Here is a 26723-nt window from a genome sequence, read left to right as displayed (position 1 = left end):
TGTCCTTGCTGCGGGTGGTTACACCATTTTTACTGAAATTGACTCACCTTTCATCTGTTTTTTCACCAGACGTTTGGTGCGGTCAATCACGTCCCCCACCAGCTGACCACATGCCGCGTCAATGTCATCACCACGGGTTTTCCGTACGATGACCGTGAAGCCGTATTCCTGCAACACTTTATTAAAGCGGTCAATGCGTGAATTGCTGGAGCGCTTATAAGGCGAGCCAGGGTAAGGGTTAAACGGAATCAAGTTAATTTTGGACGGTGTGTCTTTCAGTGCTTTGGCCAGCTCATGCGCCTGATCTGTGCTGTCGTTGATGCCCTCCAGCATCACATACTCCACTGTGACTTTGTCATTGGCACGTGAATTGGCCACATAGCGCCTGGACGCCGCCAGAAATTCTTCCATCGGGTACTTTTTATTGACAGGCACCAGTTCATTGCGCAGTTCATTGTTTGGCGCATGCAGCGAAATGGCGAGCGCGACATCAATTTTGTCCTTCAGCAGATCCAGTGCCGGCACCACGCCTGAGGTACTTAAAGTGACACGGCGTTTGGACAGGCCAAACCCATAGTCTTCCATCATCAGTTCCATGGCCGGAACCACGTTGTTCAGGTTCAGCAAGGGTTCGCCCATGCCCATCATCACCACGTTGGTGACTGGTTTTTCGCCCGTGTCACCATAACTGCCGATGATCTGCGCCACCCGCCAGACCTGACCAATAATTTCCGACACGGTCAGGTTACGGTTAAAGCCCTGCTGGGCGGTCGAGCAGAAAGAACAATCCAGTGCACAACCGACCTGCGAAGACACACACAAAGTGCGGCGGTCTTTTTCCGGGATCCAGACAGTTTCCACTTCCTGGCCACCAGCCAGCCCCATCACAAATTTAATGGTGCCATCAGCACTGTCCTGACGTGTCACCACATGGGGTGCTTTGATTTCTGCGGTGGCTTTGAGCTTGTCGCGTAGCTTCTTGTTGATGTTGGTCATCTTGTCGAAATCATCAATGCAGAAGTGATAAATCCACTTCATCACCTGATCCGCCCGAAAGCCTTGCTCCCCAATGGACACAAAAAACTCTTTCATCTGAGTCCGGGTCAGGTCCAGCAAATTGACTTTAGTTTCGACAGCGCTCATCACAGCGTTCCTCACAACAAGATCTAACAATAGGTATAGGTCATCTCAAACAGATGAAAAGGGGGCCAAGCCCCCTTTTCTCCTGATGTCCTTTCGGAGTCTCTTTAAACCGGGTTAAAGAGGTATCCAGCGCCCTGAATTAACGGGTACGGCCACACAGTTCAGCGTCAGTGAAGAAAAACGCGATTTCACGGGCAGCAGAAGCAGCAGCGTCTGAACCGTGAACAGCGTTTTCGTCGATGCTGGCAGCGTAGTCAGCACGTAAAGTACCGGCCAGAGCGTCTTTCGGGTTGGTAGCACCCATGATTTCACGGTTTTTACGCACGGCGTCTTCACCTTCCAGCACCTGAATCATCACAGGGCCTGACGTCATGAAAGACACCAGAGCGTTGAAGAATGGACGCTCTTTGTGTTCGCCGTAGAAACCTTCGGCCTGTTCACGGCTTAAGTGCAGCATTTTGGCTGCAACGATACGTAAACCAGCTGATTCAAAACGGTTGTAGATAGCGCCGATAACGTTTTTGGCTACTGCATCTGGTTTGATGATTGAAAAGGTACGTTCCAAAGCCATGACAGACTCCTAAAAAATTAACTAAGTGAAAAATTTGTGGCCGCGAATTATACGCGAACAAATAAAAAAAACCTACATTTCACCCCAAAAAGCACAAAAGCCGCGTCAAGGCGGCATTTGTACAGCTTTGCTGAGTTTTGTGACAGCTTAGTGACCTTCACTGGCCAGATTAATGGTGTATTTCGGAATTTCAACCACCAGGTCTTCATCCGCCACCAGTGCCTGACAACCCAACCGCGATTCCGGCTCCAGACCCCAGGCTTTATCCAGCATGTCGTCTTCCAGTTCATCACTGGGTTCCAGCGAATAAAAACCCTCACGCACTATCACATGGCAGGTCGTGCAGGCACAGGATTTCTCACAGGCGTGTTCAATGGAAATGCCAGAGCGCAGTGCAACATCCAGCACAGATTCGCCGGTTTGGGCTTCAACCGCCGCACCTTCAGGGCACAACTCAGCATGAGGTAAAAAAACGATTTGTGGCATATCAGACCTCGTCCACTTTATGGCCGCGCAGCGCCTGACGGATCGACTGATCCATACGCCGTGCAGCAAATTCATCTGTGCTCTGGTTGGCGTGCTCAATGGCCGCTTTGATACCAGCTGTATCTGCCTGTTCACGTGCCCGCTCCAGCGCTTCGAGCGCCTGCTCAATAGCCGCAAGTTCGCTCGGATCCAACAAGTGAGCGTCTTGTTGCAAGGCCGCACGCACCGCCTCCAGTACCCGCTGCGCTTCCACCTGCTGTTCTTTGTGCAAGCGTTGCTGCATATCCTGTTTGGCATAGAGCATGGAACTTTGCAGCATAGTCGCCACCTGATCGTCGGTCAGGCCATAAGAAGGTTTGACCTGAATGCTGGCGCTGACACCGCTGGATTTTTCCTGGGCAGTGACATTCAATAAACCATCGGCATCCACCTGGAAAGTGACGCGGATATGTGCGCCACCGGCCGCCATGGGCGGAATGCCTGTTAAGGTAAAACGGGCTAAAGAGCGGCAATCGCTGACCAGCTCCCGCTCACCTTGCAGCACATGGATAGCCATGGCAGTCTGACCATCTTTAAAGGTGGTGAACTCCTGCGCACGCGCGACCGGGATTACGGTATTACGCGGAATAATTTTTTCGACCAGGCCACCCATGGTTTCAATACCGAGCGACAGTGGCGTTACGTCCAGCAGCAACGTATCGGTGCCGGACTTATTGCCCACCAGCACATTGGCCTGAATGGCCGCACCTATAGCCACCACTTTATCCGGGTCAATCGAGGTTAAAGGTTCAGTCGCAAAAAACTCAGCCACTGCAGTACGCACCAGAGGCACCCGGGTAGAACCACCGACCATCACCACCTGTTGCACCTGGTCGGTATCCAGTCCAGCATCACGCAACACTTGTTTGCAGGCGCGGATGGTTTTGCGTACCAAAGGCTGCACCAGCGCATCAAATTGCTCGCGGCTGATTTCACCGGCAAATTGAGCGCCAGCCACAGGCAGAGTGAACTGCACCTTCGGCTGGCTGGACAATTGTTCTTTCACAGCGCGCGCCGTCACTAAGTACTGACGCAGTTCACTGTGGCTCAATTCCAGTGCACCGCTTTGTTGCTGCAGCCATTCGACTAGCGCTTGGTCAAAATCATCCCCACCCAACTGAGAATCGCCACCGGTCGCCAACACTTCAAACACACCTTTTTGCAGGCGTAAAATAGAAATATCAAAAGTGCCGCCACCTAAATCATAAACCGCAATCACGCCTTCCTGACCCGAATCCAGGCCATAAGCCAGTGCGGCCGCTGTGGGTTCATTCAGTAAACGTAAAACGTTCAGGCCAGCCAGTTTGGCCGCGTCTTTGGTCGCCTGACGCTGCGCGTCGTCAAAATAAGCCGGTACGGTAATCACCACACCGGTCAGCTCACCGCCCAAGGTCTGACTGGCCGTATCGGCCAGAGTCGCCAGAATTTCCGCCGACACCTCTACCGGGTTTTTCACGCCCTGCACTGTGTCAATCGCAACCAGCCCCCCCTGATCGACCAGTTGATAAGGCAAATGCGAAGCTTCAGCCTGCATTTCTGCATAACCACGGCCCATCAGGCGTTTGACCGAAATAATGGTGTTGTGCGGGTCCAGCACAGCCTGGGCCATGGCGTCGTGGCCAACAATCACGCTGGATTCGGTGTAGCGTACGACAGAAGGCACCATGTCCTGGCCTGCTGAATTGGGCAGGGTCCTGGCTTCGCCACTACGAACAGTGGCCACCAACGAATTGGTCGTGCCTAAATCAATGCCTGCAGCCAATTTGTGCTGATGCGGAGCGGCGCTTTGGCCTGGTTCTGCGATTTGTAATAACGCCATGTTGCTTCTTAATCGTGAAGTTGTTGTTCAATCAGCTCGAGCTCCTGCTCCAGCTTATAGAAGAATTTCAGCTTGCGGACCAGATCGGCCGATCGTTGATCCTGCTCCGGCTGCTGCTTGTCCAGCGACTCTCGCAGCTGTTTGAGTAAGGCTTTGCGTTGCTGACCGATCTGCTGTTCTGCATCCTCAATCAGCTCATCCGGGTTTGGGCTATGCGGGATCTCCGCCAGAAGCTCACGCAGCTCCATCTGCTGCATTAAAAACGCCGGGTCGGTAAAACTGCGTTGTTCCTGGCTGATTTTCAAGCCACGCAAGGCCAACAAATGTTCAGCCCTGAGCAACGGGTGCTTCAGGCTATGGTAAGCATCATTAATATTGGCAGCCTGCTGCACCGCCATCAGCCGGTCTCGCTCTGAAGCGGCGGCAAATTTATCCGGGTGGAAGTTACGCTGTAACTCCAGATAACGGGTCCCGAGTTCGGCCAAATCCAGCTCAAACTGAGCTGGCAGATGAAACAGCTGAAAATAGTTCATCTGCGTCCTTAATCAGACGGTAAAGCTTTCGCCACAACCACATTCGCCATTGACGTTTGGGTTATTAAACTGGAAGCCTTCGTTTAAACCTTCTTTGACAAAATCCAGCTGAGTGCCGTCGATATAGACCAGGCTTTTGCCATCCACAATCAGCTTCAGACCAAACTCTTCAAACACCTGATCATCGGCATTCAGCTCGTCAACAAACTCCAGTACATAAGCCAAACCAGAACAACCCGTGGTTTTCACCCCAACACGCAGGCCAATACCTTTACCGCGATTGGTCAGAAAACTGCGCACCCGGTCTGCAGCTGCCGGTGTCATGCTGATGGCCATAACTTAGTTCCCGTGCCGAGATTTGTAATCGTCGATGGCTGCTTTAATGGCATCTTCTGCCAGAATAGAGCAGTGAATTTTCACTGGCGGTAAAGCCAGTTCCTGTGCAATGTCGGTGTTTTTGATTTGTGCCGCTTCGTCCAGCGTTTTGCCTTTCACCCACTCCGTGACTAAGGAGCTGGAGGCAATAGCGCTGCCGCAACCGTAGGTTTTAAACTTGGCATCTTCAATCACGCCTTGCTCGTTTACCTTGATTTGCAGCTTCATCACGTCACCGCACGCCGGTGCGCCAACCATGCCGGTAGCCACAGTCGGGTCATCTTTCGCAAAAGAGCCAACATTGCGAGGGTTTTCGTAGTGATCAATTACTTTGTTGCTGTAAGCCATTTTTCGTACCTCTTAATCCTGCACTGATTAGTGGGCCACCCAGGCCACAGAGTTTAAGTCCACGCCGTCTTTAAACATTTCCCACAGCGGTGACATATCGCGTAACTTGCCGATCGCTTCGTTGACGATCTTAATGGTATGGTCGATATCGGCTTCCGTGGTGTAACGGCCAATACTGAAACGGATGGAGCTGTGTGCCAGCTCGTCGGTCAGGCCTAAAGCACGTAATACATAAGATGGCTCTAAGCTGGCTGAGGTACAGGCGGAACCTGAAGAGACGGCAATGTCTTTCAGCGCCATAATCAGCGATTCACCTTCCACGTAGTTAAAGCTGACATTGGTGATACCAGGAATACGTTGTTCGGTATCCCCATTGAGGAAGGTCTGTTCAATGCCTTTGATGCCATTCCACAACCGGTCACGCAACATCGCAATGCGCTCACGCTCAGCATGCATTTCTTCTTTGGCAATACGGAAGGCTTCGCCCATACCAACGATCTGATGGGTCGGCAGTGTGCCTGAACGCATACCACGCTCATGACCACCACCGTGCATCTGGGCTTCCAGACGGATACGGGGTTTACGGCGCACATACAAAGCACCAATGCCTTTAGGACCGTAGGCCTTGTGGCCAGAAAAAGACATCAGGTCCACTTTCAAGGTTTGCAGGTCGATATCGACTTTGCCGGCGGCCTGAGCAGAATCCACATGGAAGATTATGCCTTTCTCACGACAGATCTCACCAATGGCCGCAATGTCCTGTACCACCCCAATTTCGTTATTGACGAACATCACACTGATGAGGATAGTGTCCGGGCGAATGGCGGCAGTCAGTTGTTCCATGGTCAGTAAACCATTGGCCTGAGGCTGCAGATAGGTCACTTCGTACCCTTCACGCTCCAGATCACGCATGGTGTCCAGCACGGCTTTGTGTTCGGTTTTGACCGTGATCAGGTGCTTGCCTTTTTTATGGTAAAAATGTGCAGCACCTTTGATGGCCAGGTTGTTTGATTCAGTTGCACCTGAGGTGAACACGATTTCACGTGGGTCCGCATTGACCAGTTCGGCCACCTGAGCACGGGCGACTTCTACCGCTTCTTCTGCCTGCCAGCCAAATTTATGCGAACGTGACGCCGGGTTCCCAAAGGTCCCGTCCATCGTCATGTATTGCATCATTTTTTCAGCAACACGCTGATCCACTGGCGTAGTGGCGGCATAATCCAAATAAATAGGTAGCTTCATGATCTGCTCCGGCTCTGGCCTTACAACTGGCAACTGATCTCAATATCAGTTGCTGGATTCTTGTTCACGCGGCTGTCCTGACGTTTGGCCACGTTTTGAATTTCGTTTTTCTTCACCAGTTCACCCAAGGTGACATTGGTCAGAAAATCCTCAATACGATCACTTAAGTCGGTCCAAAGACTGTGGGTCAGGCATTTGGCACCGCTCTGACAATCGGATTTGCCCTGACAACGGGTGGCGTCCACTGACTCATCCACCGCACTGATCACCGCCGACACAGAAATTTGTGCAGCTTCCCGGCCTAACTGGTAACCACCACCAGGACCACGCACACTTTGCACTAAACCTTGTTTACGCAGTCGGGCGAATAACTGTTCCAGATAAGACAAGGAAATGCCCTGGCGCAGGGAAATATCTGCCAATGGAACCGGGCCTGTTTTCGCATGCAAAGCGACATCCAGCATAGCGGTCACGGCGTAACGGCCTTTAGAGGTTAAACGCATAACTGACTCCCCGGTTCGAATGGCGCAAATTGTACATTCCCGACTAAATTAGTCAAGTATAAATCCTACTAAGTTAGTCAGGTATTATCTAATTGGGTTCAGTACTTTCTGCTCAGAGGACGCCCTAAATCGTCGGATCGAATTCGTCGATTTCTTTTTTGCGCTGCAGCGCAGCCAAACGCTCCGCTTCGCGCACGGCTTCATCTTCAATCTTGATTTCCGGCATCTGACTGCAGACATTGCCGCCCAGGGTGTTAATGCTCTGGCACAGTTCTGACACTTTGCCATCCAGGAAATGAATATGATCCAGCATCCGGCCCATCGCCTGCGCCACAGGGTCCGGGTTGTCGCTGGACACCGCATAGGCATCAAAACCAAATTTTTTTGCCAGCTCCTGGCGCTGCTCTGTAATGGCCGAATCCTGCTTGGCAACGATACGGCCAGGAATACCCACCACAGTGGCGCCTGCTGGTACATCTTTCACCACCACCGCATTAGAACCTATACGGGCATTTTCGCCGACATACAAAGGGCCAAGAATTTTGGCACCAGCCCCTATGACCACGTTATTGCCTAAAGTCGGGTGGCGTTTGCCCGGGTTCCAGCTGGTTCCGCCTAAGGTCACCCCATGGTACAGCGTCACATCGTCCCCAATTTCTGCCGTTTCCCCAATGACCACCCCCATGCCATGGTCGATAAAAAAACGGCGACCAATACGGGCACCCGGGTGAATTTCGACGCCAGTTAACCAGCGGGCCAGGGTACTTAAAAAGCGCGCCAGCCATTTAAAACCGGCATTCCACACTTTGTGATTCAGCCGGTGCCACCAAATCGCATGCAACCCCGGGTAGTTGGTCAGTACTTCGAAAAAGCTGCGTGCTGCCGGATCACGCTCAAATACACTTTTAATGTCTTCTCTGATGCCTGCAAACATGACTGGGTCCTTGTGCTTACTGCTGCTCTGGGGTTGCAACGCTTTTATTTACGCCGCCAAAACGCTGAACTGAGGTTAAAATGCCACGCAATATATTCAGTTCAATTTCATCCGGCCGTGCCCGGGTAAACAGGCGCCGCAATTTAATCATAATGTGACCGGGATGAGCCCGGATAATAAAACCTGTTTGATCCAAAGTGGTCTGCAAATGTTGATAAAAGCCTTCCAGCTGTTCTGAGGTGGGGTAGCTGGTTTTCTCTTCTGAAGCGTTCTCCTGCGCAGGTTGCTGCGCCAGCGCGGCCATACGCATCTCATAACTGACCACCTGCACCGCCATCGCCAGATTCAGCGAGGTGTATTCCGCACTGGTTGGAATACACAAATGGTAATGACAGAGCCTCAGTTCATCATTGGACAAACCGTTGCTTTCCCGGCCAAATACAAGAGCAACCGGACCGTCCTGCAACTCCGGCACTGTCAGCTCTGCGGCCTGCCGCGGGTTCAGCACCTGATGGTCCTGGCTTTTCGGCTTGTGGCTGGTGCCAATCACCAGCCGGCAGTCGGCAATCGCCTGCGCTAAGCTGTCCACCACCCGTGCATTGGCCAGCACATCACTGGCACCGGCTGACAACGCATAGGCCTGACCATCCGGTAGCTCTTTTGGGCTGACCAGCACCAGTTGGCTCAGGCCCATGGTTTTCATGGCACGGGCCACTGACCCTATATTGCCGGTATGGGAAGTTTCCACCAGGACGATTCGGATCTGCTCCAGCATGCGTTCTCCAGCCAGTTTCGATGTGAATAACAATGGCGTCTGCAAATTTAAGGGGCGGCATTTTAGCACGCAGTGAATCAATTGTTGACTGAATTTTAGCAGTCCAGCCATCTACTTTGGGCGAAACCAGATTTCCCTCCACTGGTGATTTCTGACTGCAAATCCAGTACTGCTTTGGTACACTAGCGCCGGTTTATAACAATGAAGAGGGATACCCTGATGACTCTGTTACCCAAGTTGATCGTTGTTTCCGCTTTAGTTTTAACGCCTTTTATTCAGGCTGCCGACAGCTCTGCACTCCAGCAGGCGCTGAATAACCCGGTGCGCAGCGATGCGAATAAAGCACGCGATATCTACCGTCACCCGGCAGAAACACTGAGTTTCTTTGAAGTGACACCGAAAAGCACAGTGGTTGAAATTTCCCCGGGCTCAGGCTGGTACACCGAAATCCTGGCGCCCTTATTAAGCGCCGAAGGTAAGTATTATGCCGCCCACCATCCGGCCAACAGCACCTCGGATTACAGCAAACGCACTCTGGCGGCCTTTAAAGAAAAACTGGCCAGCAATGATGTGTATAAAAATGTGGTACTGACAGAATTCTCGCCTGTACCAGGCCAACAGGTGGCACCAGCCGGCAGTGCCGATGTAGTGCTGACGTTTCGTAACCTGCACAACTGGTATATGCAAAAAGGTGAACAAGGCATGGTCGACGCCTTTAAATCCTTTTATGACGCCTTAAAACCAGGTGGTGTCTTGGGTGTAGTAGAACACCGTTTACCAGAAGCGAAAAAAGGCGACGACTGGTTAAAATCCGGTTATTTCCCACAAAGTTTAGCGATAGAACTGGCCGAAAAAGCCGGTTTCAAGCTGGAAGCCAGCAGCGAAATCAACGCCAATCCAAAAGATACAGCGGACCATCCTGGTGGTGTCTGGACTTTACCTCCGACGCTGTCACAAAAAGAACAGGATAAAGACAAGTATCTGGCCATTGGCGAAAGCGATCGCATGACGCTGAAGTTCCGCAAACCGGCTACCCATTAATTTACTAGCAGTCACACCGGAAGAAACCATGAAAGTATTAGTGATAGGCGGCGGTGGCCGCGAACATGCTCTGGCCTGGAAAGCGGCGCAATCGCCGGATGTACAGCAGGTGTTTGTCGCGCCAGGCAATGCCGGTACAGCGCTGGAGCCAAACCTGACCAATCTGGCCATTGCCGCCGATGACGTGGTGGCACTGACCGCTTTTGCCAAAGCTGAGGGCATAGACCTGACCATAGTAGGACCGGAAGCGCCACTGGCCAAAGGGGTGGTCGACCAATTCCGCGCTGAGGGTCTGGCTATTTTTGGCCCGACGCAAGCCAGCGCCCAACTGGAAAGCTCCAAAGCCTTCGCCAAAGATTTTCTGGCCCGCCACACTATCCCCACTGCGGCGTATGGCAACTTTACCGACATCGCAGCAGCTAAAGCTTATGTTGAACAGCAAGGGACGCCTATCGTCATCAAAGCCGACGGCCTGGCCGCCGGTAAAGGGGTTATTATTGCTCAAAACAAAGACGAAGCTTTTGCCGCTATTGACGACATGCTGGCCGGCAATAAGTTTGGTTCAGCCGGCAGCCGGGTGGTGATTGAAGAGTTTCTGGTCGGTGAAGAAGCGTCCTTTATCGTGATGGTCGACGGTAAAAACGTACTGGCTTTTGCCTCATCTCAGGACCACAAAGCCCGCGACGACGGCGACAAAGGCCCAAATACCGGTGGTATGGGGGCCTACTCACCAGCGCCTGTGGTGACTCCTGCGGTCCATGACTGGGTCATGCAGAACGTGATTTACCCGACAGTGAATGGTATGGCTGCGGAAGGCAATGTCTACACTGGTTTCCTCTATGCAGGCCTGATGGTGGCACCGGATGGGACCGCCAAAGTACTGGAGTTTAACTGCCGTTTTGGTGACCCAGAAACTCAGCCTATTATGATGCGGTTGAAATCCGATCTGGTCGCGTTATGCAAAGCGGCGACTGAAGGCAAACTCGATCAGACCCAAATTGAGTTTGACCCGCGCGCTGCAGTGGGCGTGGTACTGGCAGCCGGTGGTTACCCGGATCATTACCGCAAAGGGGATGTGATTTCGGGGTTACCCACAGCCGACAGCCGCGAAGCCAAAGTCTTTCATGCCGGTACCGTACTCAAAGACAGTCAGGTACTGACAGCGGGCGGCCGGGTCCTGTGCGCCACCGCCTTAGGTACCTCAGTGACTGCTGCACAGCAGGCTGCCTACCAGCTGGTGGATCAGATTAAGTGGGAGGGCGTCTTCAGCCGCCGCGATATTGGCTACCGTGCCATAGCCCGCGAACGCAGCTAAGCCAAAATTTTTCGCCGCTAAGCCGCCAATTCAGGCGGCTTTTTCTTTGGGCTGCTGGTTAATTCGGCCAACAGAACAAAAATTCTGTTGATTGCCCTGCCATCCTCTTGTCATTCTTTGCCACTACTTTAGGCTGTCAGCTTATTTATTCTCTCAGGACATTCGGATGAAACTCAGTGTAATCAGTATTCTGCTGGCCTCGGTCTGCAGTCTGGCTGCCCATGCCAGCTGCCAGCTGACGCAAAGCATCAGCCAAATCCAAGGTACAGGCAAGCAGAGCCCGTTACTGGGCCAGCCAGTACAAACAGCAGGTGTGGTCAGCGCCGTGCTTTACCCAAACAGCAAAGATGCAGCCCTGTTGGTCCAGAGCCTGACACCGGATCAGGACAATCGCAGCAGCGAAGCGCTGCTGGTCGCAGACAGTCAATTGGCAGCACAGTATAAGGCTGGCCAATTGCTGCAGCTGAGTGGCACAGTCGCAGAACGCAATGGCATGACGGCTCTTGAACAGGTTCAGGCCTCTGTCTGCGGTCAACAAACACCACCAGCGGCACAAAACTTTCGTCTGCCCGTTCAATCCAAAGCAGACTGGGAGGCAGTTGAAGGCATGTTGCTGAGTTTCCCCCAAGCGCTGATTGTGAACGACAGCTACCCGCTGGCGCGTTATGGTGAAATTTTACTGGCCGACAAACGGCTTTGGGTGGCCACTGAACTGATGCCAGCCGGCAACGATGCCAAAACCTTTGAACAGCAACAGCGCTTCAGTGAGATCTGGCTGGATGACGGCCTGAGCCAACAAAACCCGGATCCTATCCGCTACCCAACCGGCGGTTTAAGCGCCAAACACACGGTACGGGTTGGTGATACCGTCAACAAGCTGCAGGCCTACCTGATTGAAACCAAACAAGGTTATCGCCTGATCCCAGCCACAGCGCCACACTTTACAGCCACCAACCCGCGCCAGCCCGCGCCATTACCCAAAAGTGCTGGCAGCATCCGGCTGGCCAGCTTTAACGTGCTGAACTTCTTTACCGGCGAGTCCGCTGCAGCCCCCTTCCCGACCCGTCGAGGCGCCAGCACAGCCGAAGAACTCAGCAGGCAACAAGCGAAAATGCTGGCGGCGCTGTCGGTGATGGATGCCGATGTGATCGGCCTGCTGGAGGTGGAAAATAATGGCGTTGATGCGCGCAGTGCCATTGCCACTCTGGTGCGGGAACTGAACAAGAAGCTCGGCGCTGACCGCTATGCCTTTGTGCAACCTGCAGCCTCCCAAGGCACAGACGCCATTAAAGTGGCACTGATTTACGACCAGACCCGCCTGAAACAAAGCGGCCAGGCGGCCGTCATCAGCACAGGGCCCTTTGCCTATGGCTCCCGGGCGCCTTTGGCGCAGACCTTTGTGCCACTCCAGGGCGGTGAACACTTTACCGTCAGCATTAACCATTTTAAATCCAAAGGCAGTTGCCCTGAGGATAAGAACTCAGTCGATGCCGATCACGGCCAGGGCTGCTGGAACCAAAGCCGGGTAGAGGCCGCCACAGCCGTGCATCAATGGCTGCAGAGCCAGCCAACGGGTGTGAACACAGCGCACCAGCTGCTGATGGGTGATTTGAATGCCTACCGTCAAGAAGACCCGCTGCTGCAACTGGCCAAAGACGGCTGGGTGCACCTGGCACCGGAGCAGGACGGCAAAGCGCATTATTCTTATGTCTACCGCGGCCGCACCGGCTCGTTGGATCATGCGCTGGCCAGTAAAGAGCTGGCAGGCAAGTTACAGCAGTTCCAGCACTGGGCTATCAACGCTGATGAACCGGCCATTCTGGATTACAACATGGAATTTAAATCGAACCGTCAGTTAGAGCAGTTGTATGCACCGGACGCATTCCGCTCATCCGATCACGACCCTGTGTTGCTGGATTTTAAATTCTGATGCGATGGTGAGATGGATAAGATTGGGGTCAGAGTCAGACTCTGACCCCATAGTTGTCGCTTTAACGCAGTTCAGCCGGCACGGCAAAAATCACGTTTTCTTCGCGGCCAGGGTGTTCAATCACTTGTTTGCCCCCCCAGGCGGTTAATTGCTCCACCACCTGTTTCACCAGCACTTCAGGCGCAGAAGCCCCGGCGGTTACACCTACAGCATGAACACCGGTCAGCCAGTCCTGCTGAATATCAGCTGCGGTATCAATCAGATAGGCCTGACAGCCCATCTTTTCGGCCAGTTCACGTAAGCGGTTGGAGTTACTGCTGTTTTTCGCACCGACCACCAGCAGCAGCTGTACTTTGGCTGACAGCTCACGCACCGCGTCCTGCCGGTTTTGCGTCGCGTAACAAATGTCGTCTTTACGGGGGCCTTCAATGTCAGGAAAGCGGCTACGCAGCGCGTCAATCACATCAGCCGTATCATCGACCGATAAAGTGGTCTGGCTGGAATAACACAGCTCAGCCGGGTTTTTCACCTGCAGTGTAGCCACATCCTCCACCGATTCGACCAGATAAATGCCACCTTCCGGATTGTCGTACTGGCCCATAGTGCCTTCCACTTCCGGGTGGCCGGCATGACCAATCAGGATGCACTCCACCCCTTTACGGCTGGCGCGGGTCACTTCCATATGCACTTTAGTGACCAGCGGGCAGGTGGCGTCGAACACTTTCAGGCCACGTTGTTTGGCGCTTTCACGCACCGCCTGAGAGACGCCATGTGCTGAAAAAATCACAATAGCGCCATCCGGCACTTCATCCAGTTCATCAACAAATACGGCACCGGCGCGGCGCAAACCGTCCACCACAAACTTGTTATGCACCACTTCGTGGCGCACATAAATGGGTGGCTCATAAATTTCCAGCGCCCGCGACACAATACTGATGGCCCGGTCGACACCAGCACAAAAGCCACGTGGGTTGGCCAGTAAAATATCCATCAGCTTTGCACCTCCACAATTTCGACGTTAAAGGTCAGAGTCTGTCCGGCCAGCGGGTGGTTAAAATCCACAGTGACGGAATCCCCCACCACCTCACGAATAAGGCCCGGCAGCTCGGAGCCATCTGGCATCGCAAAACCAACAATCATGCCGACCTGGGCTGGTGCATCGGCGGAAAACTTGCTGCGGTCCACATAATAAATATTGTCCGGATTCGGCATACCATACGCATCTTCCGGCGCCAGGGTGAAACTGCGTTTATCGCCTTTGGCCATGCCCATCAGCTGCGCTTCAAAGGCCGGTGACAAGCTGCCATCCCCCATTTGCAACCTGGCGGGTTTGTTATGCACCCGGGTTGATTCGGCGGCGCTGCCGTCGGCCAGTTTAATATCAAAGTGGAAAATCACTGTACTGCCAGCACCAATGATCATGACGTCACCTCAGAAGTCTTTTTGTCACTGCTGAAACTGTCCCAAATCAGCAGTGCAGCACCGACGCTAATAGCGCAATCGGCAATATTAAAAATAGGGTAATGCCAGTCCTGATAAAACACATGCAGAAAATCCACCACATAGCCATACAGGCTGCGATCAATCAAATTACCGACCGCGCCACTGATAATCAGCGCCAGCGCCAGGCTCAGTTTCCACTGGCCCTTCTTCAGCCGGGACAACCAGACTGCCAGTACCAGGCTCACCACCACAGCAATGGCAGTAAAGAACCAGCGCTGCCAACCAGAGGCATCCCCCAGGAATGAAAAAGCGGCCCCGTAGTTACGGGCATAAGTAAAATTAAACACCGGCAGCAAGGCGACGGATTCACCCAGACTGAAATTCTGGATCACCCAGACTTTGCTCAGCTGGTCAGCAACCAGCACCAGCAGCATCAGCCACCACCAGTGCCAGCCGGTTTCTCTAAATAATTTCATCAGGCAAACTTCCTGCTTTCACCAGCGCCTTCGACATTGTCGACACAACGCAGACAAATCAGCGGATGCGCCGGGTTGGCACCCACATCATGACGGTGGTGCCAGCAGCGGTCGCATTTGGCGGCAGTAGATGGGCGAATCAGCACAGACAATCCCGCCAGCTCAGTGACAGCAGCGTCAGCCGGAGCCGCCTCTGTTGACACCACAGCAGTGGACGTGATCAACGCAAAACGCAGCTCATCGCCAATAGCGGTTAAATCTGCGGCTAACTGGCCTTGGGCATATAAAGTCACTTCAGCCTGCAAAGAAGCGCCAATTTTGCCGTCACGGCGTGCGGTTTCCAGCACTTTGTTCACTTCATCCCGCACCTGCAGCAGTTGCTGCCAGAAGGCGTCATTGAACTGACCGGCTGGCACTGCATCCAGGCCTTGGTACCAGACGTCGGTAAAGACAAATTCTGTCGCCTGACCAGGAATGGCTTCCCAGATTTCCTGCGCGGTAAAGCTCATGATAGGAGCCATCCAGCGCACCATGGCCTGGATCACGTGGTACAACGCGGTCTGGCATGAGCGACGGGCCTGCGAATCGGTTTTAGCGGTGTACTGGCGGTCTTTAATCACGTCCAGATAGAAACTGCCCAGCTCCACAGTACAGAAGTTCATCAGCTTCTGACTGACCTGGTGGAACTGGTAGTTGTCGTAGGCATCGACTATTTCCTGCTGCAATTTCGCCGCGCGTTGCACCAGCCATAAATCCAGCTGTACCAGCTGCTCTAACGGCAGCGCGTCAGTCGCCGGGTTAAAGCCTTTTAAGTTGGCCAGCAGGAAACGGGCCGTGTTACGGATACGGCGGTATTTGTCCGCGGCACGGTTCAGAATTTCATCCGACACTGTCATTTCTGAGGTGTAGTCGGTGGTCGCCACCCATAAACGCAGAATATCGGCCCCCAGTTTGTTCATCACATCCTGTGGCGATACCACGTTGCCAAGCGACTTGGACATCTTGCGGCCTTCGCCGTCCACGGTAAAACCGTGGGTCAGCACCTGCTTGTAAGGCGCCTGGTGTTTGATAGCCACACCTGTCATCAGGGAGGACATAAACCAGCCCCGGTGCTGGTCAGAGCCTTCCAGGTACATATCGGCCTGGGTTTCACCGTTAAACTCTGGCCGTGCATCCACCACACAGGCGTGCGTCACCCCTGAGTCAAACCAGACGTCCAGTGTGTCACTGACTTTGACATAGTCAGCCGCATCAGCACCTAACAGCTCGGCCGCGTCCAAATCAAACCAGGCCTGAATACCGGCTTGTTCAACCTTTTGAGCAACCTGCTCCATCAAGGCCTGAGTGTTCGGGTGCAAGGCGCCGGTGTCTTTGTGCACAAAAAGCGCAATAGGCACACCCCAGGTCCGCTGACGGGAAATACACCAGTCCGGACGACCCGCCACCATGTTTTCAATCCGCTGTTGACCCCAGTCCGGGATCCAGCGGGTTTGTTCAATTTGTTGTAAGGAAGTGCTGCGCAGGCCCTGTTGCTCCATGCTGACAAACCACTGCGGCGTGGCACGGAAAATAATTGGCGTTTTATGGCGCCAGCAGTGCGGGTAGCTGTGTTTCAGCGCTTTGTGCACCAGTAATTTACCTGCGGATTGCAGCGCTTCCACTACAGCATCATTGGCTTTAAACACATGCTGGCCAGCAAACAGCGGCGTGTCCGGCAGGTACACCCCATTGGCCCCCACAGGGTTAGCCACTTCCAGGTTGTACAGCTTGCCGACGGTAAAGTCTTCCGGGCCGTGGCCAGGTGCGGTATGCACAGCACCAGTACCTGAATCTGTGGTGACATGGTCACCCAAAATAACCGGCACCTGCAGATCGTACAACGGGTGCTGCAGCTGAGTCAGCTCCAGCGCTGCGCCTTTGCAGAAGCCCAGATTGTGGTAATGCTCAATACCGGCACGCGCCATCACAGAAGTGACCAAATCGGTGGCCAGAATTAACCGCTCAGCGCCATTCGGGCCTTGTTCAACCTGCACCAGGCTGTATTCCACTTTGGCATTCAGTGCTACAGCGCGGTTGGCGGGTAAAGTCCATGGCGTAGTGGTCCAGATCACCACAGACACAGGGCCTGTACCGCGATGGCCTTCCGGGTGGTCAAACTTATCAGCAACGCTGTCCTCCAGCACGCTGAAACGCACGTCAATGGCTGGCGACACTTTGTCCTGGTATTCCACTTCGGCTTCCGCCAAAGCTGAACCACAGTCAGTACACCAATGCACCGGCTTAAAGCCTTGCTGTAAGTGACCATTGTCAATAATACGGGCCAGAGAACGGATGATGTTGGCCTCGGTATTAAAGTCCATGGTGCGGTATGGATTGTCCCAGTCGCCAAATACGCCCAGGCGGATAAAATCAACTTTTTGTGCCTGAATTTGCGTTTCGGCATATTCACGGCACTTGGCACGAAACTCAGCAGGAGTCAGCTTAGTGCCTGGTTTGCCGTATTTCTTTTCAACCACCAGCTCAATCGGCAGACCATGGCAATCCCAGCCCGGTACATAAGGCGCATCAAAATCGGACAAGGTCTTGGCTTTGACAATCATGTCCTTGAGGATTTTGTTCACCGCATGACCAATGTGAATATTACCGTTCGCGTACGGAGGGCCGTCGTGCAGAATAAAGGTCTTTTTCCCTTTTTTGGCCTGGCGAATTTGCTGGTACAGCTTCTTTTCTGTCCAGCTGGCAAGCATTTGCGGCTCACGCTGCGCCAGATTGGCACGCATCGCAAAAGCGGTGTCCGGTAAATTCAGGGTATGCTTGTAATCACTCATCCGTATCGGTTCCGTTCTCTTCTTTAAATTCGGTTGGCAGCGAAATAGGCTCTGGCCTGGTCGGCGTCGAGGCGAATTTGCTGCTGCAATGCGTCCAGTGAATCAAATTTTCGTTCACTGCGCAGCTTGTGTTTTAAAATCACTTCAATTTGCTGGCCGTATAAATCACCAGAAAAATCAAAAAAATGCGCTTCCAGCTGTTCTTTGCGGCCATGCAGGGTCGGCCTGGAGCCAATATTGGCCACACCGTTGTAGCGGCCACAGGCCGTGACGGCTTCCACCGCATACACACCACGCACCGGCAGGTTTTTGCGATACAACCAGACGTTGGCGGTTGGAAAGCCCAACTGGCGGCCAACTTTTTCACCGTGCCGCACCCGCCCCATCAACGAAAAAGGTCGGCCCAGCATCTGGGCTGCCGCTGTTAAGTTATCCTGTTCCAGCGCCTGACGGATCAGGGTGCTGCTGACCCGCTCGCCTTCCAGCATCAGGCTATGGGTATTGCTCAGGCCAAAATCAAATGCTTCAGCCGCCTGTTGCAATAAGGCGTAATTCCCGGCACGGTTTTTACCAAAGCAAAAATCATCTCCGACAATCAGGTGCTGCACACCCAACTGATTCAACAATAAGTTCTGGATAAAACTCTGGGGTTCCAACGCGGCAAAATGACGGTCAAAACGCACACACAGCAGCCTGTCTATGCCCTGCTGCGCCAGCCAGTGGTATTTTTCCCGAAAGCGGCATAAGCGGGCAGGAGCTTTCTCCGGTGCAAACAACTCCAGCGGCTGAGGTTCAAATACCATCACTGCCGCTGGCAGTTGCAGCCGCTGGGCCTGCTGCTTTAGCTGGTTCAGCACCGCCTGATGACCCAAGTGCACACCGTCAAAATTGCCGATGGTCAGTACACAACCCTGGTGGCTGGGCAAAATGTTATGTAAGCCGCGGATCAGTTGCATAGCTTTGGTTTTTTAACTCAACTGCTCAGAAAAGTGCCCGATTATACCCAGAACTGGCTCAGCTTTCAGCAGTTGTCTGGCGTTTAAAATCGGCCAGCCGCACACCCAACACCGCCAGCATGACAAAGTACAGCAACACTGCCAGCGCGAAATAGCTCAGCAGATGCAGCACTTGCTGGGCTAAACCCAGCGCTATCCAGCTTTGCAGTGGTGGCGTGAGCCAGAACAACAGAGCCGCCATCAGCAGGCCTGAAACCGCGGCTTTGGCAATAAAACCCCAGGTTTTGCCGCTGAACTGATAAATACCCCGCTGCTTCAGGCCACGGTACAACAACACCGCATTGAGGGTGCCGGACATCGCCGTCGCCAGCGCCAGACCGACATAACTTAAAAAAGGTGCCAGCAGCAGGTTAAACACCATATTGGCCACCATCGCAATAATGGCAATACGCACCGGCGTTTTAATGTCCTGGCGCGCATAAAAAGCCGGTGCCAGCACTTTAATCAGCATCAGGGTCACCAGGCCGGAGCAATAAGCTATCAGGCTGTGTGAGGTTTTCACCACATCATCGGCGCTAAATTCCCCCCGCATAAAGACACTGGTAATAATAGGCTCCGCCAGTACCATCAGGCCCAGCATCGACGGAATACCAAAGAGGCAGATAAAGCGTACCGCCCAGTCCAGCATATAGCGAAATGCTGCCTCGGACGCCGCCGCATAATGGCGTGACAAACCCGGCAAAATGACAGTGGCAATAGCAATACCAAACAAACCTAATGGGAATTCCAACAGGCGGTCTGAGTAATACAACCAGCTGACCGCCCCTGTCACCAGAAAAGACGCAATAATGGCGTCCAGCAACAGGTTAATCTGACTGACCGAAACACCAAAAAGCGCGGGGATCATCAGGGTGCGGATACGGGTGACATAAGGGTCAGACCAGCCCCAACGCGGCCACACCAATAACCCCGCTTTGGCTAAAAACGGCAGTTGAAATAAAAACTGGATCAAACCGCCCAAAAACACGCCCCAGGCAATGGCTTCGGCCGGGTTTTGCATCTCTGGCGCCAGCCAGATGGCGGAGCCTATCATCGCAATATTCAGAAAGACCGGGGTAAAAGCCGCGACCGCAAAGCGGTTGTAAGTGTTCAGCACAGCGCCGGACAAGGCGACAAAGGTGATAAACCACAGATAAGGAAAGGTAATTTTCAGCAAAAATGCGGCTTGCAGGTATTTGTCGCCTTCAGGTTCACCATTGAGGTAAGCCGTAAACCAACCGGCACCAAACAGCATCATCAGCACCGGCGAGCCAATCATCGCCAGCAAGGTTACGCCAGTCACGATCAACCCCAGAGTACCGCTGGCGCGCGCCACCAGCAGCCGGACGGCATCGTCGCCATGTTTTTCTTTCACTTCCGCCAAAACCGGCACAAAAGCCTGTGAAAAGGCGCCTTCAGCAAAAAGACGACGTAAAAAATTCGGAATGCGGTTGGCCATAAAAAAAACGTCTGCGGCAGCCCCTGCCCCCAGCACATTGGCCACAATCACGTCTCGCACCAACCCCAAGATCCGGGAAATCAGTGTCATAAAGCTGACAATCATGCCCGATTTTAATAATTTTCCTGACACAGACGGCTCCCTGTAGTAGAGTGCAGGCATTTTCACCTGAGCCACGCCGGATTACCAGCCTGTTCTGTCCAATTACCGGATCAACAGCAGAAATTTGGTTTGACAAGGGGGTATAAAATAGGCATATTATGCCGCCTTTAATAAAGTCCCGGTTTAGTTTTTAGGAGTGTTACCTTGGCTAACATCAAGTCTGCTAAGAAGCGCGCGATTCAATCAGAAAAGCGTCGTCAGCAAAACGCCAGTCAGCGTTCAATGATGCGTACTTTCATCAAGAAAACTTACGCTGCAGTATTAACCTCTGATGTAACTGCTTCTCAGGAAGCGTTCAAAAAGATGGTTCCAGTTCTGGATCGTATGGCTGCAAAAGGCCTGATCCACAAGAACAAAGCTGCACGTCATAAGTCTCGCTTAAACGCGCACGTCAAAGCTTTAGTAACTAAAGCCGCTTAATTCGCCGAAGCTGTTGCTTGCAACAGCATCAGCAGCAGCTTTGCAAAAAAACCACCCTCGCGGTGGTTTTTTTGTTGCTCAAACACAAGGCGGGAATGTGAACCCGAAGGTCTGTAAAAACAGAGAAAAACACTGAACCAGCCCCAGGACGGAACCAGTTCAGTGCAAAGGCTCAAAACGACAATTGCTGGATAATGTCGTCGTCAACCCGGTTGGCCAGGGTCACCTGCAATTTGGGTGAACGTGCCATTTCGCGGCGAATGGCAAAATCAGCCTCGCTGTTACGGGCCCAGCTGCGACGGGCAATGCCGTTATTCACATCAAAAAACAGCATGGATTTTAACCGGCGTTCTGCGTCGGCTGAGCCGTCCAGCAACATGCCAAAACCGCCGTTAATCACTTCCCCCCAACCTACACCACCACCATTGTGGATCGAGACCCAGGTGGCACCGCGGAAACTGTCGCCTATGACGTTGTGAATAGCCATATCCGCAGTAAAACGGCTGCCGTCATAAATGTTGGAGGTTTCACGGAAAGGTGAGTCGGTGCCGCTGACATCGTGATGGTCACGCCCCAGCACCACAGGGCCAATCTCGCCGCGGCTAATTGCTTCGTTAAACGCCAACGCAATTTCAGCGCGGCCTTGTGCATCGGCATATAAAATACGCGCCTGCGACCCCACCACCAGTTTGTTTTGTTTGGCATCCAAAATCCAGCTGATGTTGTCCTGCATCTGCTGCTGAATCTCTTCCGGCGACTCCAGCATAATCTTTTTCAGCACTTGGGCCGCAATGGCGTCGGTTTTATCCAAGTCTTCCGGCTTGCCTGAAGTACAGACCCAGCGGAACGGGCCAAAGCCATAGTCAAAACACATAGGGCCCAGAATATCCTGCACATAAGACGGGTATTTAAAGTCGATGCCGTTGTCGGCCATGACATCGCCACCAGCGCGGGATGCTTCCAGTAAAAAGGCATTGCCGTAGTCAAAGAAGTAAGTGCCTTTGGCCGTGTGTTTATTGACGATAGCAGCATGGCGTTTCAGCGTGGCTTGCACCTGGGCTTTAAACTTCTCCGGCTCTTCGCGGATTAACCTGTTGGCTTCGTCATAACTGATGCCCACAGGGTAATAACCGCCCGACCATGGGTTATGCAATGACGTCTGGTCTGAACCCAGGTGGACAAAAATACCCTGTTCATCAAAAGCTTCCCATACATCCACCACATTGCCGATGTAAGCGATAGACACCACTTCGGCATTGGCTTGCGCTTGTTTCACTCTGCTGATCAGTTGATCCATATTGTCGATCAGTTCATCCACCCAACCTTGCTGGTGACGTTTGGTGGCAGCTTTAGGATTCACTTCGGCACAGACGGTAATGCACTGGGCTATATTGCCTGCTTTTGGCTGGGCACCACTCATGCCACCTAAACCTGCTGTTAAGAAGATTTTGCCTTTTGGGCTTTCGCCTTTTTGCAGCACTTTACGGAACGCATTCATCACCGTAATGGTGGTGCCGTGCACTATGCCCTGCGGGCCAATGTACATAAAAGAACCGGCCGTCATCTGGCCGTATTGGGTCACACCCAGCGCATTAAAACGCTCCCAGTCATCCGGTTTGGAATAGTTTGGGATCATCATGCCGTTGGTGACCACCACCCGTGGCGCTTCCACAGCAGAAGGGAATAAACCCATAGGGTGGCCTGAGTACATATGCAGCGTTTGGTCTTCGGCCATCTCGCTTAAGTACTTCATGGTTAAACGGTACTGCGCCCAGTTCTGGAATACAGCACCATTACCACCATAAGTGATCAGTTCTTCCGGATGCTGCGCCACAGCAGGGTCGAGGTTATTGTCGATCATCAGCATAATGGCCGCCGCCTGCTGGCATTGGGCCGGATACTCGCTGATGGCACGGGCTTTGATGGCGTACTCCGGCTTAAAGCGATACATATAAATACGGCCGAAATCCTGCAGCTCCCGCGCAAATTCTGTCGCCAGTTCTGCGTGCCATTCCTTTGGGAAATAGCGCAGCGCGTTGCGCACCGCCAGCTGTTTTTCGGCAATGGTTAAACTGTCTTTGCGTTTGGGTGCTCTGTTAGCATCCGCCGGGTAAGGCCGGGCCGGTGGCAACAGCGCCGGAATACCTTGTTTAATTTGATCCTGAAATGTCATCACTGGCACTCCTTAATTCAGTGCAAAATTCACGGTAAAAGCCTGGTCGCGGACCAGCTTAATCATGGCGTCAATATCCGGTTTTAACAGACGGTCCTCGTCCAGCTTCGCCACTTTGGCGCGGATAATGGCGTGGTTTTCTTCGACCAGATCGGAGCAGGTATTTGGCCGGCGGAATTCAATGGCCTGCGCCGCATACATCAGCTCAATCGCCAGAATTTTTTCCAGGTTGCCTAAAATCTGGTTCAGCTTACGGCCGGAAATACTGCCCATCGACACATGGTCTTCCTGGCCCATTGACGTCGGCACGCTGTCGGCGGATGGCGGGAAACACAGGGATTTATTTTCAGTCACCAGCGCTGCAGTGGTGTACTGCGGGATCATCATGCCGGAGTTTAAACCACCGGCTTTAGTCAGCAAACGGGGTAAACCATGTAGGCCTTCCAGTAACAAATAACAACGGCGGTCGGCAATATTGCCAAGCTCAGCTGCTGCAATCGAAGTGTAATCCAGTGCCATCGCCAGCGGCTGACCGTGGAAACCACCACCGGACAAAGCTTCTTCTTCGCTAATCACTATAGGGTTGTCGGTGACTGAGTTCATCTCAATCTCAACCAGTTCTTTTAAATGGTAAAAAGCGTTGCGTGACGCGCCATGCACCTGCGGTATACAACGCAGCGAGTACGGGTCCTGTACTCTGGCACAACCAAAATGCGAGGCCATATTTTCTGAGTCTTTAAACAGACGGCGCATCCGGGCAGCTACTTCAATATTGCCGGCAAAAGGACGGATTTGATGCAGCTCAGGCCGGAAAGGTGAACCACTGCCCTGCATGCCTTCAATGCTCATAGCACCAGCCACATCGGCTAAGTCCAGCAGGTAACGCATTTTAAGCAGCGCTGTAATGCCATGCGACAGAATAAACTGAGTGCCGTTAATCAGGCCCAAACCTTCTTTGGCCTGCAGCTCCAGCGGTTCTAAACCATGCTGACGTAAAGCTTCAGCAGCCGGAATGCTGTCTTTGCCTTGCCAGAACTCACCTTCACCAATCAGTGGCAGGAATAAATGCGACAGCGGCGCTAAGTCACCTGAAGCGCCAACCGAACCTTGCTCCGGCACTACAGGGATCAAGTCCAGTTCAATAAATTTCAGCATACGCTCCACCACTTCCAGCCGCACGCCTGAGTAGCCCTGGCTCAGTGCATGTACTTTCGTGATCAGCATCAGTTTAGAAATAGCTTTGGCAATAGGCTCACCTACGCCAACGGCATGAGTGATCAGCAGGTTTTTCTGCAGCAGTGCAGTTTCAGCAGGTGAAATCTGGGTGTCGCATAAAGGGCCAAAGCCGGTATTGATGCCATAAATGGCTTTGTCAGAGGCCGCCATTTTGTCGACACAACTGCGGCTGTGATTAATTTTTGCTATAGCTTCAGCGCTTAATTGCGCCTGAATGCGGCCTTCTGCAATAGCTTGTACTGTGTCCAGGTCAAGACGGTCAATCCCATAATTAAACACCATCTTCTACTCCTCTATCTGTTGCTGTGCTTTAGCCTTCAAGGCCAGAGATAGGCTAATGCTAGCTTGCTGATGATGTTTTATAAATACATAATAATCGTATCTTATTCCGGATTTATCGAACTAAAGAGTGAGTCCTTATGCAGGTCCAGGACGTTGATTTACGCTTATTGCGAATTTTTGTCACCATAGTGGAATCCGGTGGTTTGTCGGCAGCCGAATCCAGACTGAATATTGGCCGCTCCACCATCAGCGCCCATTTGTCCGATCTGGAAATTCGTTTAGGTGTGACCTTGTGCAAACGCGGCCGCAGCGGCTTTGAGCTGACTGACGCTGGCCGGGTAACCTATCAGGCCTCTTTGCAGCTGCTGCAGCAATGTGAAACTTTTGCAGCCACAGTGGCAGGCTCCAGACACACTCTGTCTGGCCGCGTCACTATTGCCATTGTTGATACGCTGATCAGCGACCCACGTTGTGGTGTGGCCAAAGCCATAGCTGCGCTGAAAAACAAAAGCAGCAACCTGCAGTTTGATATTCATGTTTGTGAAGCGCGTGAAGTAGAAACAGCAGTGGCCAATGGCCGCTCTTTAGTAGGCATTGGCGTCAGCCGTCATCATATCCGTGGCCTGAATTACCAGCCCCTGCACCCTGAAACCAACTATCTGTATTGCGCCGCTGGCCATCCTCTTTTTGACTGCGCCGCCAAAGACAGCAGCAAATGGCTGGCCCAGGCCGAAGTGGTAACCAGTAACTACATGAGAGATAAAGAGATCCGCAACGACGGCCTGAACTATCAAAACAGCGCCAGTGCTTACCACGACGAAGGTATAGCCCACCTGATTTTGTCCGGTAAGTTTATTGGTTATCTGCCTGAACATTACGCCAGCTACTGGGTAGAAAAAGGTTTGTTTCGTGCTATTCAGCCGGAAAAATACAGCTATCAAATTCCGGTGGTGCTGATCACGTCAAAAAGCAACAGCAGCTCACCGCTGGCGCAGGCGACTATTGAGGAGTTAAAGCGTTGTCATCATAGGTGAGCTTTGTGGGAAAGTGACGAAAGCGCTAACCGAAGAAACAAGCGAATTTGTCCTCTGCAACGATTCTTAGTGCTTCGTCGATAGTCCGCACTGAGGGTTCAGGTTCATAGCCGTACCATTTCAGGTTGGCGCGCATCCAGAAGATATTCCAGCAGTTCCGGGTCCGCACATAGGTCATCTTCGCAAAGGGGTATTCGTGAATTTCTGTTTTAACCTGCCAGTCCGGACGCACCTCATACAGCACCAGACTCTGCCGCTCTATCTTGGCCGATAAATCGAATTCATGCCGGATGTCTGGCCGTGGCCGACGTTGTTTCATAAAGGCATCAATCGCCTTTTCAATGCGGAATTGCTCAAACTCGCTAAATGCCATGCTTTATCTCAGAATTTTAGATCGTCAGAACTCGTCGCTGAACTGACTCAGCACATCCATAGGCTGATGCAATACAGGCGCTATTTCAATGACACCTTTTGCAACAGCACGGTAGAAAATGACATGCTTGCCGGATGGAAAACTACGTGCACCGGCATAGACCTCACTTCGCTCTCGGCCTAATTTAGGATTCTCGGCAAGAGTAAGCATGGTTTTGTAAGCATTGTCATTATTTGAGCTGAAAAAGCACCTAAATCAACAAAGTCAGATTAATCCAAACTTCGCTTTTGTCAGCCGCAAGAACTCAAACGTGTTGATACATTTAACACCGAACTGCTTGCAGATATTTGGAACTTTTACTTTCTTCGTCGTATCACTGACCGTGCTTTCATGAGTTACTACAACGGCACCAGTCGACATTGCTTTGGCAATCAACCACGGATCCGCTTTTGCCAAAAAGTTATCCCTATTCGCGGGATTAAAGCCCTGTGACATAACATATTCGATAATTTGAACAAAAGCAGTTTGGGTTGCGTCATCATCGTTGGCAATAAACTGACCGTTACGAGCTTTCGCCCATTCCGCTAATTCGTCGTTGCCGTCTTTAAGCTCACGGCCAATCATATCAATGCTGCCAGCGATGCCCGACGCGAATTGTTGGTCAAGCCAAGACCAATAGGCTGGGCAAAAGTCCATGTGGTAATACGTGTTTTTGGCTTCGATGTAGGTATTAGTGTAAACATCCCTTAAAATCGGTGCATTCCTGATTAGAGTTCTCCGGCGTACAC

26 protein-coding genes are annotated in these 26723 nt (G+C 52.5%); 5 read left to right on the top strand and 21 right to left on the bottom strand.

Annotated features, from left to right (window positions below):
- Window positions 1–18: 18 nt before the first annotated feature.
- The 11 genes from WKJ04_RS03010 to trmJ form a co-directional block, all read right to left on the bottom strand.
- Window positions 19–1143, bottom strand: coding sequence for a bifunctional tRNA (adenosine(37)-C2)-methyltransferase TrmG/ribosomal RNA large subunit methyltransferase RlmN (locus WKJ04_RS03010; RefSeq protein WP_337879058.1), 1125 nt, complete (start codon window positions 1141–1143; stop codon window positions 19–21).
- Between the two features lie 139 nt (window positions 1144–1282).
- Window positions 1283–1714, bottom strand: a complete 432-nt coding sequence (ndk, locus tag WKJ04_RS03005; RefSeq protein ID WP_337842973.1) for a nucleoside-diphosphate kinase — start codon at window positions 1712–1714, stop codon at window positions 1283–1285.
- Window positions 1715–1861: 147 nt separating this feature from the next.
- Complete coding sequence (fdx, locus tag WKJ04_RS03000; protein WP_337842972.1) at window positions 1862–2200, bottom strand: ISC system 2Fe-2S type ferredoxin; 339 nt, start codon at window positions 2198–2200, stop codon at window positions 1862–1864.
- 1 nt (window position 2201) lies between these two features.
- Window positions 2202–4058 carry a Fe-S protein assembly chaperone HscA gene (hscA, locus tag WKJ04_RS02995; RefSeq protein ID WP_337879057.1) on the bottom strand — a complete coding sequence of 619 codons (1857 nt, stop codon included), beginning with the start codon at window positions 4056–4058 and terminating at the stop codon, window positions 2202–2204.
- Window positions 4059–4066: 8 nt separating this feature from the next.
- A complete protein-coding gene (hscB, locus tag WKJ04_RS02990) occupies window positions 4067–4591 on the bottom strand; it encodes a co-chaperone HscB (RefSeq protein ID WP_337842970.1) in 525 nt (174 codons plus the stop codon).
- 12 nt (window positions 4592–4603) lie between these two features.
- Window positions 4604–4927 carry an iron-sulfur cluster assembly protein IscA gene (gene iscA / locus WKJ04_RS02985; RefSeq protein WP_337842969.1) on the bottom strand — a complete coding sequence of 108 codons (324 nt, stop codon included), beginning with the start codon at window positions 4925–4927 and terminating at the stop codon, window positions 4604–4606.
- Window positions 4928–4930: 3 nt separating this feature from the next.
- A complete protein-coding gene (gene iscU, locus WKJ04_RS02980) occupies window positions 4931–5314 on the bottom strand; it encodes a Fe-S cluster assembly scaffold IscU (protein WP_337842968.1) in 384 nt (127 codons plus the stop codon).
- A gap of 27 nt (window positions 5315–5341) precedes the next feature.
- Entirely contained in the window at window positions 5342–6556 is a 1215-nt protein-coding gene (locus WKJ04_RS02975; protein ID WP_337842967.1) for an IscS subfamily cysteine desulfurase, read from the bottom strand.
- A 20-nt stretch (window positions 6557–6576) separates the two neighbouring features.
- Window positions 6577–7059 (bottom strand): Fe-S cluster assembly transcriptional regulator IscR, encoded by a 483-nt coding sequence (iscR, locus tag WKJ04_RS02970; protein WP_337879056.1) that lies wholly within the window; start codon window positions 7057–7059, stop codon window positions 6577–6579.
- A gap of 124 nt (window positions 7060–7183) precedes the next feature.
- Window positions 7184–7993 carry a serine O-acetyltransferase gene (gene cysE, locus WKJ04_RS02965; RefSeq protein WP_337879055.1) on the bottom strand — a complete coding sequence of 270 codons (810 nt, stop codon included), beginning with the start codon at window positions 7991–7993 and terminating at the stop codon, window positions 7184–7186.
- Window positions 7994–8009: 16 nt separating this feature from the next.
- On the bottom strand, window positions 8010–8768 hold the full coding sequence (trmJ, locus tag WKJ04_RS02960; RefSeq protein WP_337879054.1) for a tRNA (cytosine(32)/uridine(32)-2'-O)-methyltransferase TrmJ: 759 nt from the start codon (window positions 8766–8768) through the stop codon (window positions 8010–8012).
- Window positions 8769–8987: 219 nt separating this feature from the next.
- Between trmJ and WKJ04_RS02955 the strand changes: the two genes are divergently transcribed.
- From WKJ04_RS02955 to WKJ04_RS02945, 3 genes are all read left to right on the top strand, one after another.
- Window positions 8988–9809 (top strand): methyltransferase, encoded by an 822-nt coding sequence (locus tag WKJ04_RS02955; protein WP_337879053.1) that lies wholly within the window; start codon window positions 8988–8990, stop codon window positions 9807–9809.
- 28 nt (window positions 9810–9837) lie between these two features.
- Entirely contained in the window at window positions 9838–11124 is a 1287-nt protein-coding gene (gene purD / locus WKJ04_RS02950; protein WP_337879052.1) for a phosphoribosylamine--glycine ligase, read from the top strand.
- A 166-nt stretch (window positions 11125–11290) separates the two neighbouring features.
- Window positions 11291–13054: an ExeM/NucH family extracellular endonuclease gene (locus tag WKJ04_RS02945; protein WP_337879051.1), complete on the top strand. Its 1764-nt coding sequence runs from the start codon at window positions 11291–11293 to the stop codon at window positions 13052–13054.
- 61 nt (window positions 13055–13115) lie between these two features.
- Here the strand turns inward: WKJ04_RS02945 and ispH are convergent, their stop codons facing one another.
- Genes ispH through murJ form a run of 6 tightly spaced genes read right to left on the bottom strand, consistent with a single transcriptional unit; the run spans window position 13116 to window position 20387 of the window.
- The gene (ispH, locus tag WKJ04_RS02940; protein WP_337879050.1) at window positions 13116–14045 is read right to left on the bottom strand and encodes a 4-hydroxy-3-methylbut-2-enyl diphosphate reductase; all 930 of its coding nucleotides are present in this window, start codon (window positions 14043–14045) and stop codon (window positions 13116–13118) included.
- Entirely contained in the window at window positions 14045–14476 is a 432-nt protein-coding gene (fkpB, locus tag WKJ04_RS02935; protein ID WP_337879049.1) for an FKBP-type peptidyl-prolyl cis-trans isomerase, read from the bottom strand. Before fkpB ends, ispH begins: the two co-directional genes overlap by 1 nt.
- Window positions 14473–14973 carry a signal peptidase II gene (gene lspA / locus WKJ04_RS02930; protein ID WP_337879048.1) on the bottom strand — a complete coding sequence of 167 codons (501 nt, stop codon included), beginning with the start codon at window positions 14971–14973 and terminating at the stop codon, window positions 14473–14475. Before lspA ends, fkpB begins: the two co-directional genes overlap by 4 nt.
- The gene (ileS, locus tag WKJ04_RS02925; protein WP_337879047.1) at window positions 14973–17801 is read right to left on the bottom strand and encodes an isoleucine--tRNA ligase; all 2829 of its coding nucleotides are present in this window, start codon (window positions 17799–17801) and stop codon (window positions 14973–14975) included. The genes lspA and ileS overlap by 1 nt, the downstream gene beginning before the upstream one ends.
- Window positions 17802–17824: 23 nt before the next feature.
- The gene (ribF, locus tag WKJ04_RS02920; RefSeq protein WP_337879046.1) at window positions 17825–18757 is read right to left on the bottom strand and encodes a bifunctional riboflavin kinase/FAD synthetase; all 933 of its coding nucleotides are present in this window, start codon (window positions 18755–18757) and stop codon (window positions 17825–17827) included.
- A gap of 58 nt (window positions 18758–18815) precedes the next feature.
- Entirely contained in the window at window positions 18816–20387 is a 1572-nt protein-coding gene (murJ, locus tag WKJ04_RS02915) for a murein biosynthesis integral membrane protein MurJ (RefSeq protein ID WP_337879045.1), read from the bottom strand.
- Window positions 20388–20561: 174 nt separating this feature from the next.
- On the opposite strand from murJ, the gene rpsT reads away from it, so the two are divergent.
- On the top strand, window positions 20562–20837 hold the full coding sequence (rpsT, locus tag WKJ04_RS02910; RefSeq protein WP_337843687.1) for a 30S ribosomal protein S20: 276 nt from the start codon (window positions 20562–20564) through the stop codon (window positions 20835–20837).
- Window positions 20838–21009: 172 nt separating this feature from the next.
- Here the strand turns inward: rpsT and WKJ04_RS02905 are convergent, their stop codons facing one another.
- Window positions 21010–23010, bottom strand: coding sequence for a urocanate hydratase (locus WKJ04_RS02905; RefSeq protein ID WP_337879044.1), 2001 nt, complete (start codon window positions 23008–23010; stop codon window positions 21010–21012).
- Window positions 23011–23022: 12 nt separating this feature from the next.
- Window positions 23023–24528, bottom strand: coding sequence for a histidine ammonia-lyase (hutH, locus tag WKJ04_RS02900; RefSeq protein ID WP_337879043.1), 1506 nt, complete (start codon window positions 24526–24528; stop codon window positions 23023–23025).
- 137 nt (window positions 24529–24665) lie between these two features.
- Here hutH and WKJ04_RS02895 point away from each other — a divergent pair, with 137 nt between their 5' ends.
- A complete protein-coding gene (locus tag WKJ04_RS02895) occupies window positions 24666–25562 on the top strand; it encodes a LysR family transcriptional regulator (protein WP_337879042.1) in 897 nt (298 codons plus the stop codon).
- A 25-nt stretch (window positions 25563–25587) separates the two neighbouring features.
- Here WKJ04_RS02895 and WKJ04_RS02890 read toward each other — a convergent pair whose 3' ends face one another.
- Entirely contained in the window at window positions 25588–25935 is a 348-nt protein-coding gene (locus WKJ04_RS02890; protein WP_337879041.1) for a DUF3024 domain-containing protein, read from the bottom strand.
- Between the two features lie 264 nt (window positions 25936–26199).
- A complete protein-coding gene (locus WKJ04_RS02885) occupies window positions 26200–26631 on the bottom strand; it encodes a DUF4411 family protein (RefSeq protein ID WP_337879173.1) in 432 nt (143 codons plus the stop codon).
- Window positions 26632–26723: the final 92 nt, after the last annotated feature.

Origin of the sequence: Rheinheimera sp., assembly GCF_037442345.1 — a bacterium.
Lineage (GTDB): Bacteria > Pseudomonadota > Gammaproteobacteria > Enterobacterales > Alteromonadaceae > Pararheinheimera.
The sequence above is the reverse complement of the archived record's forward strand: the minus strand, read 5'-3'. Positions and strand labels throughout refer to the sequence as shown.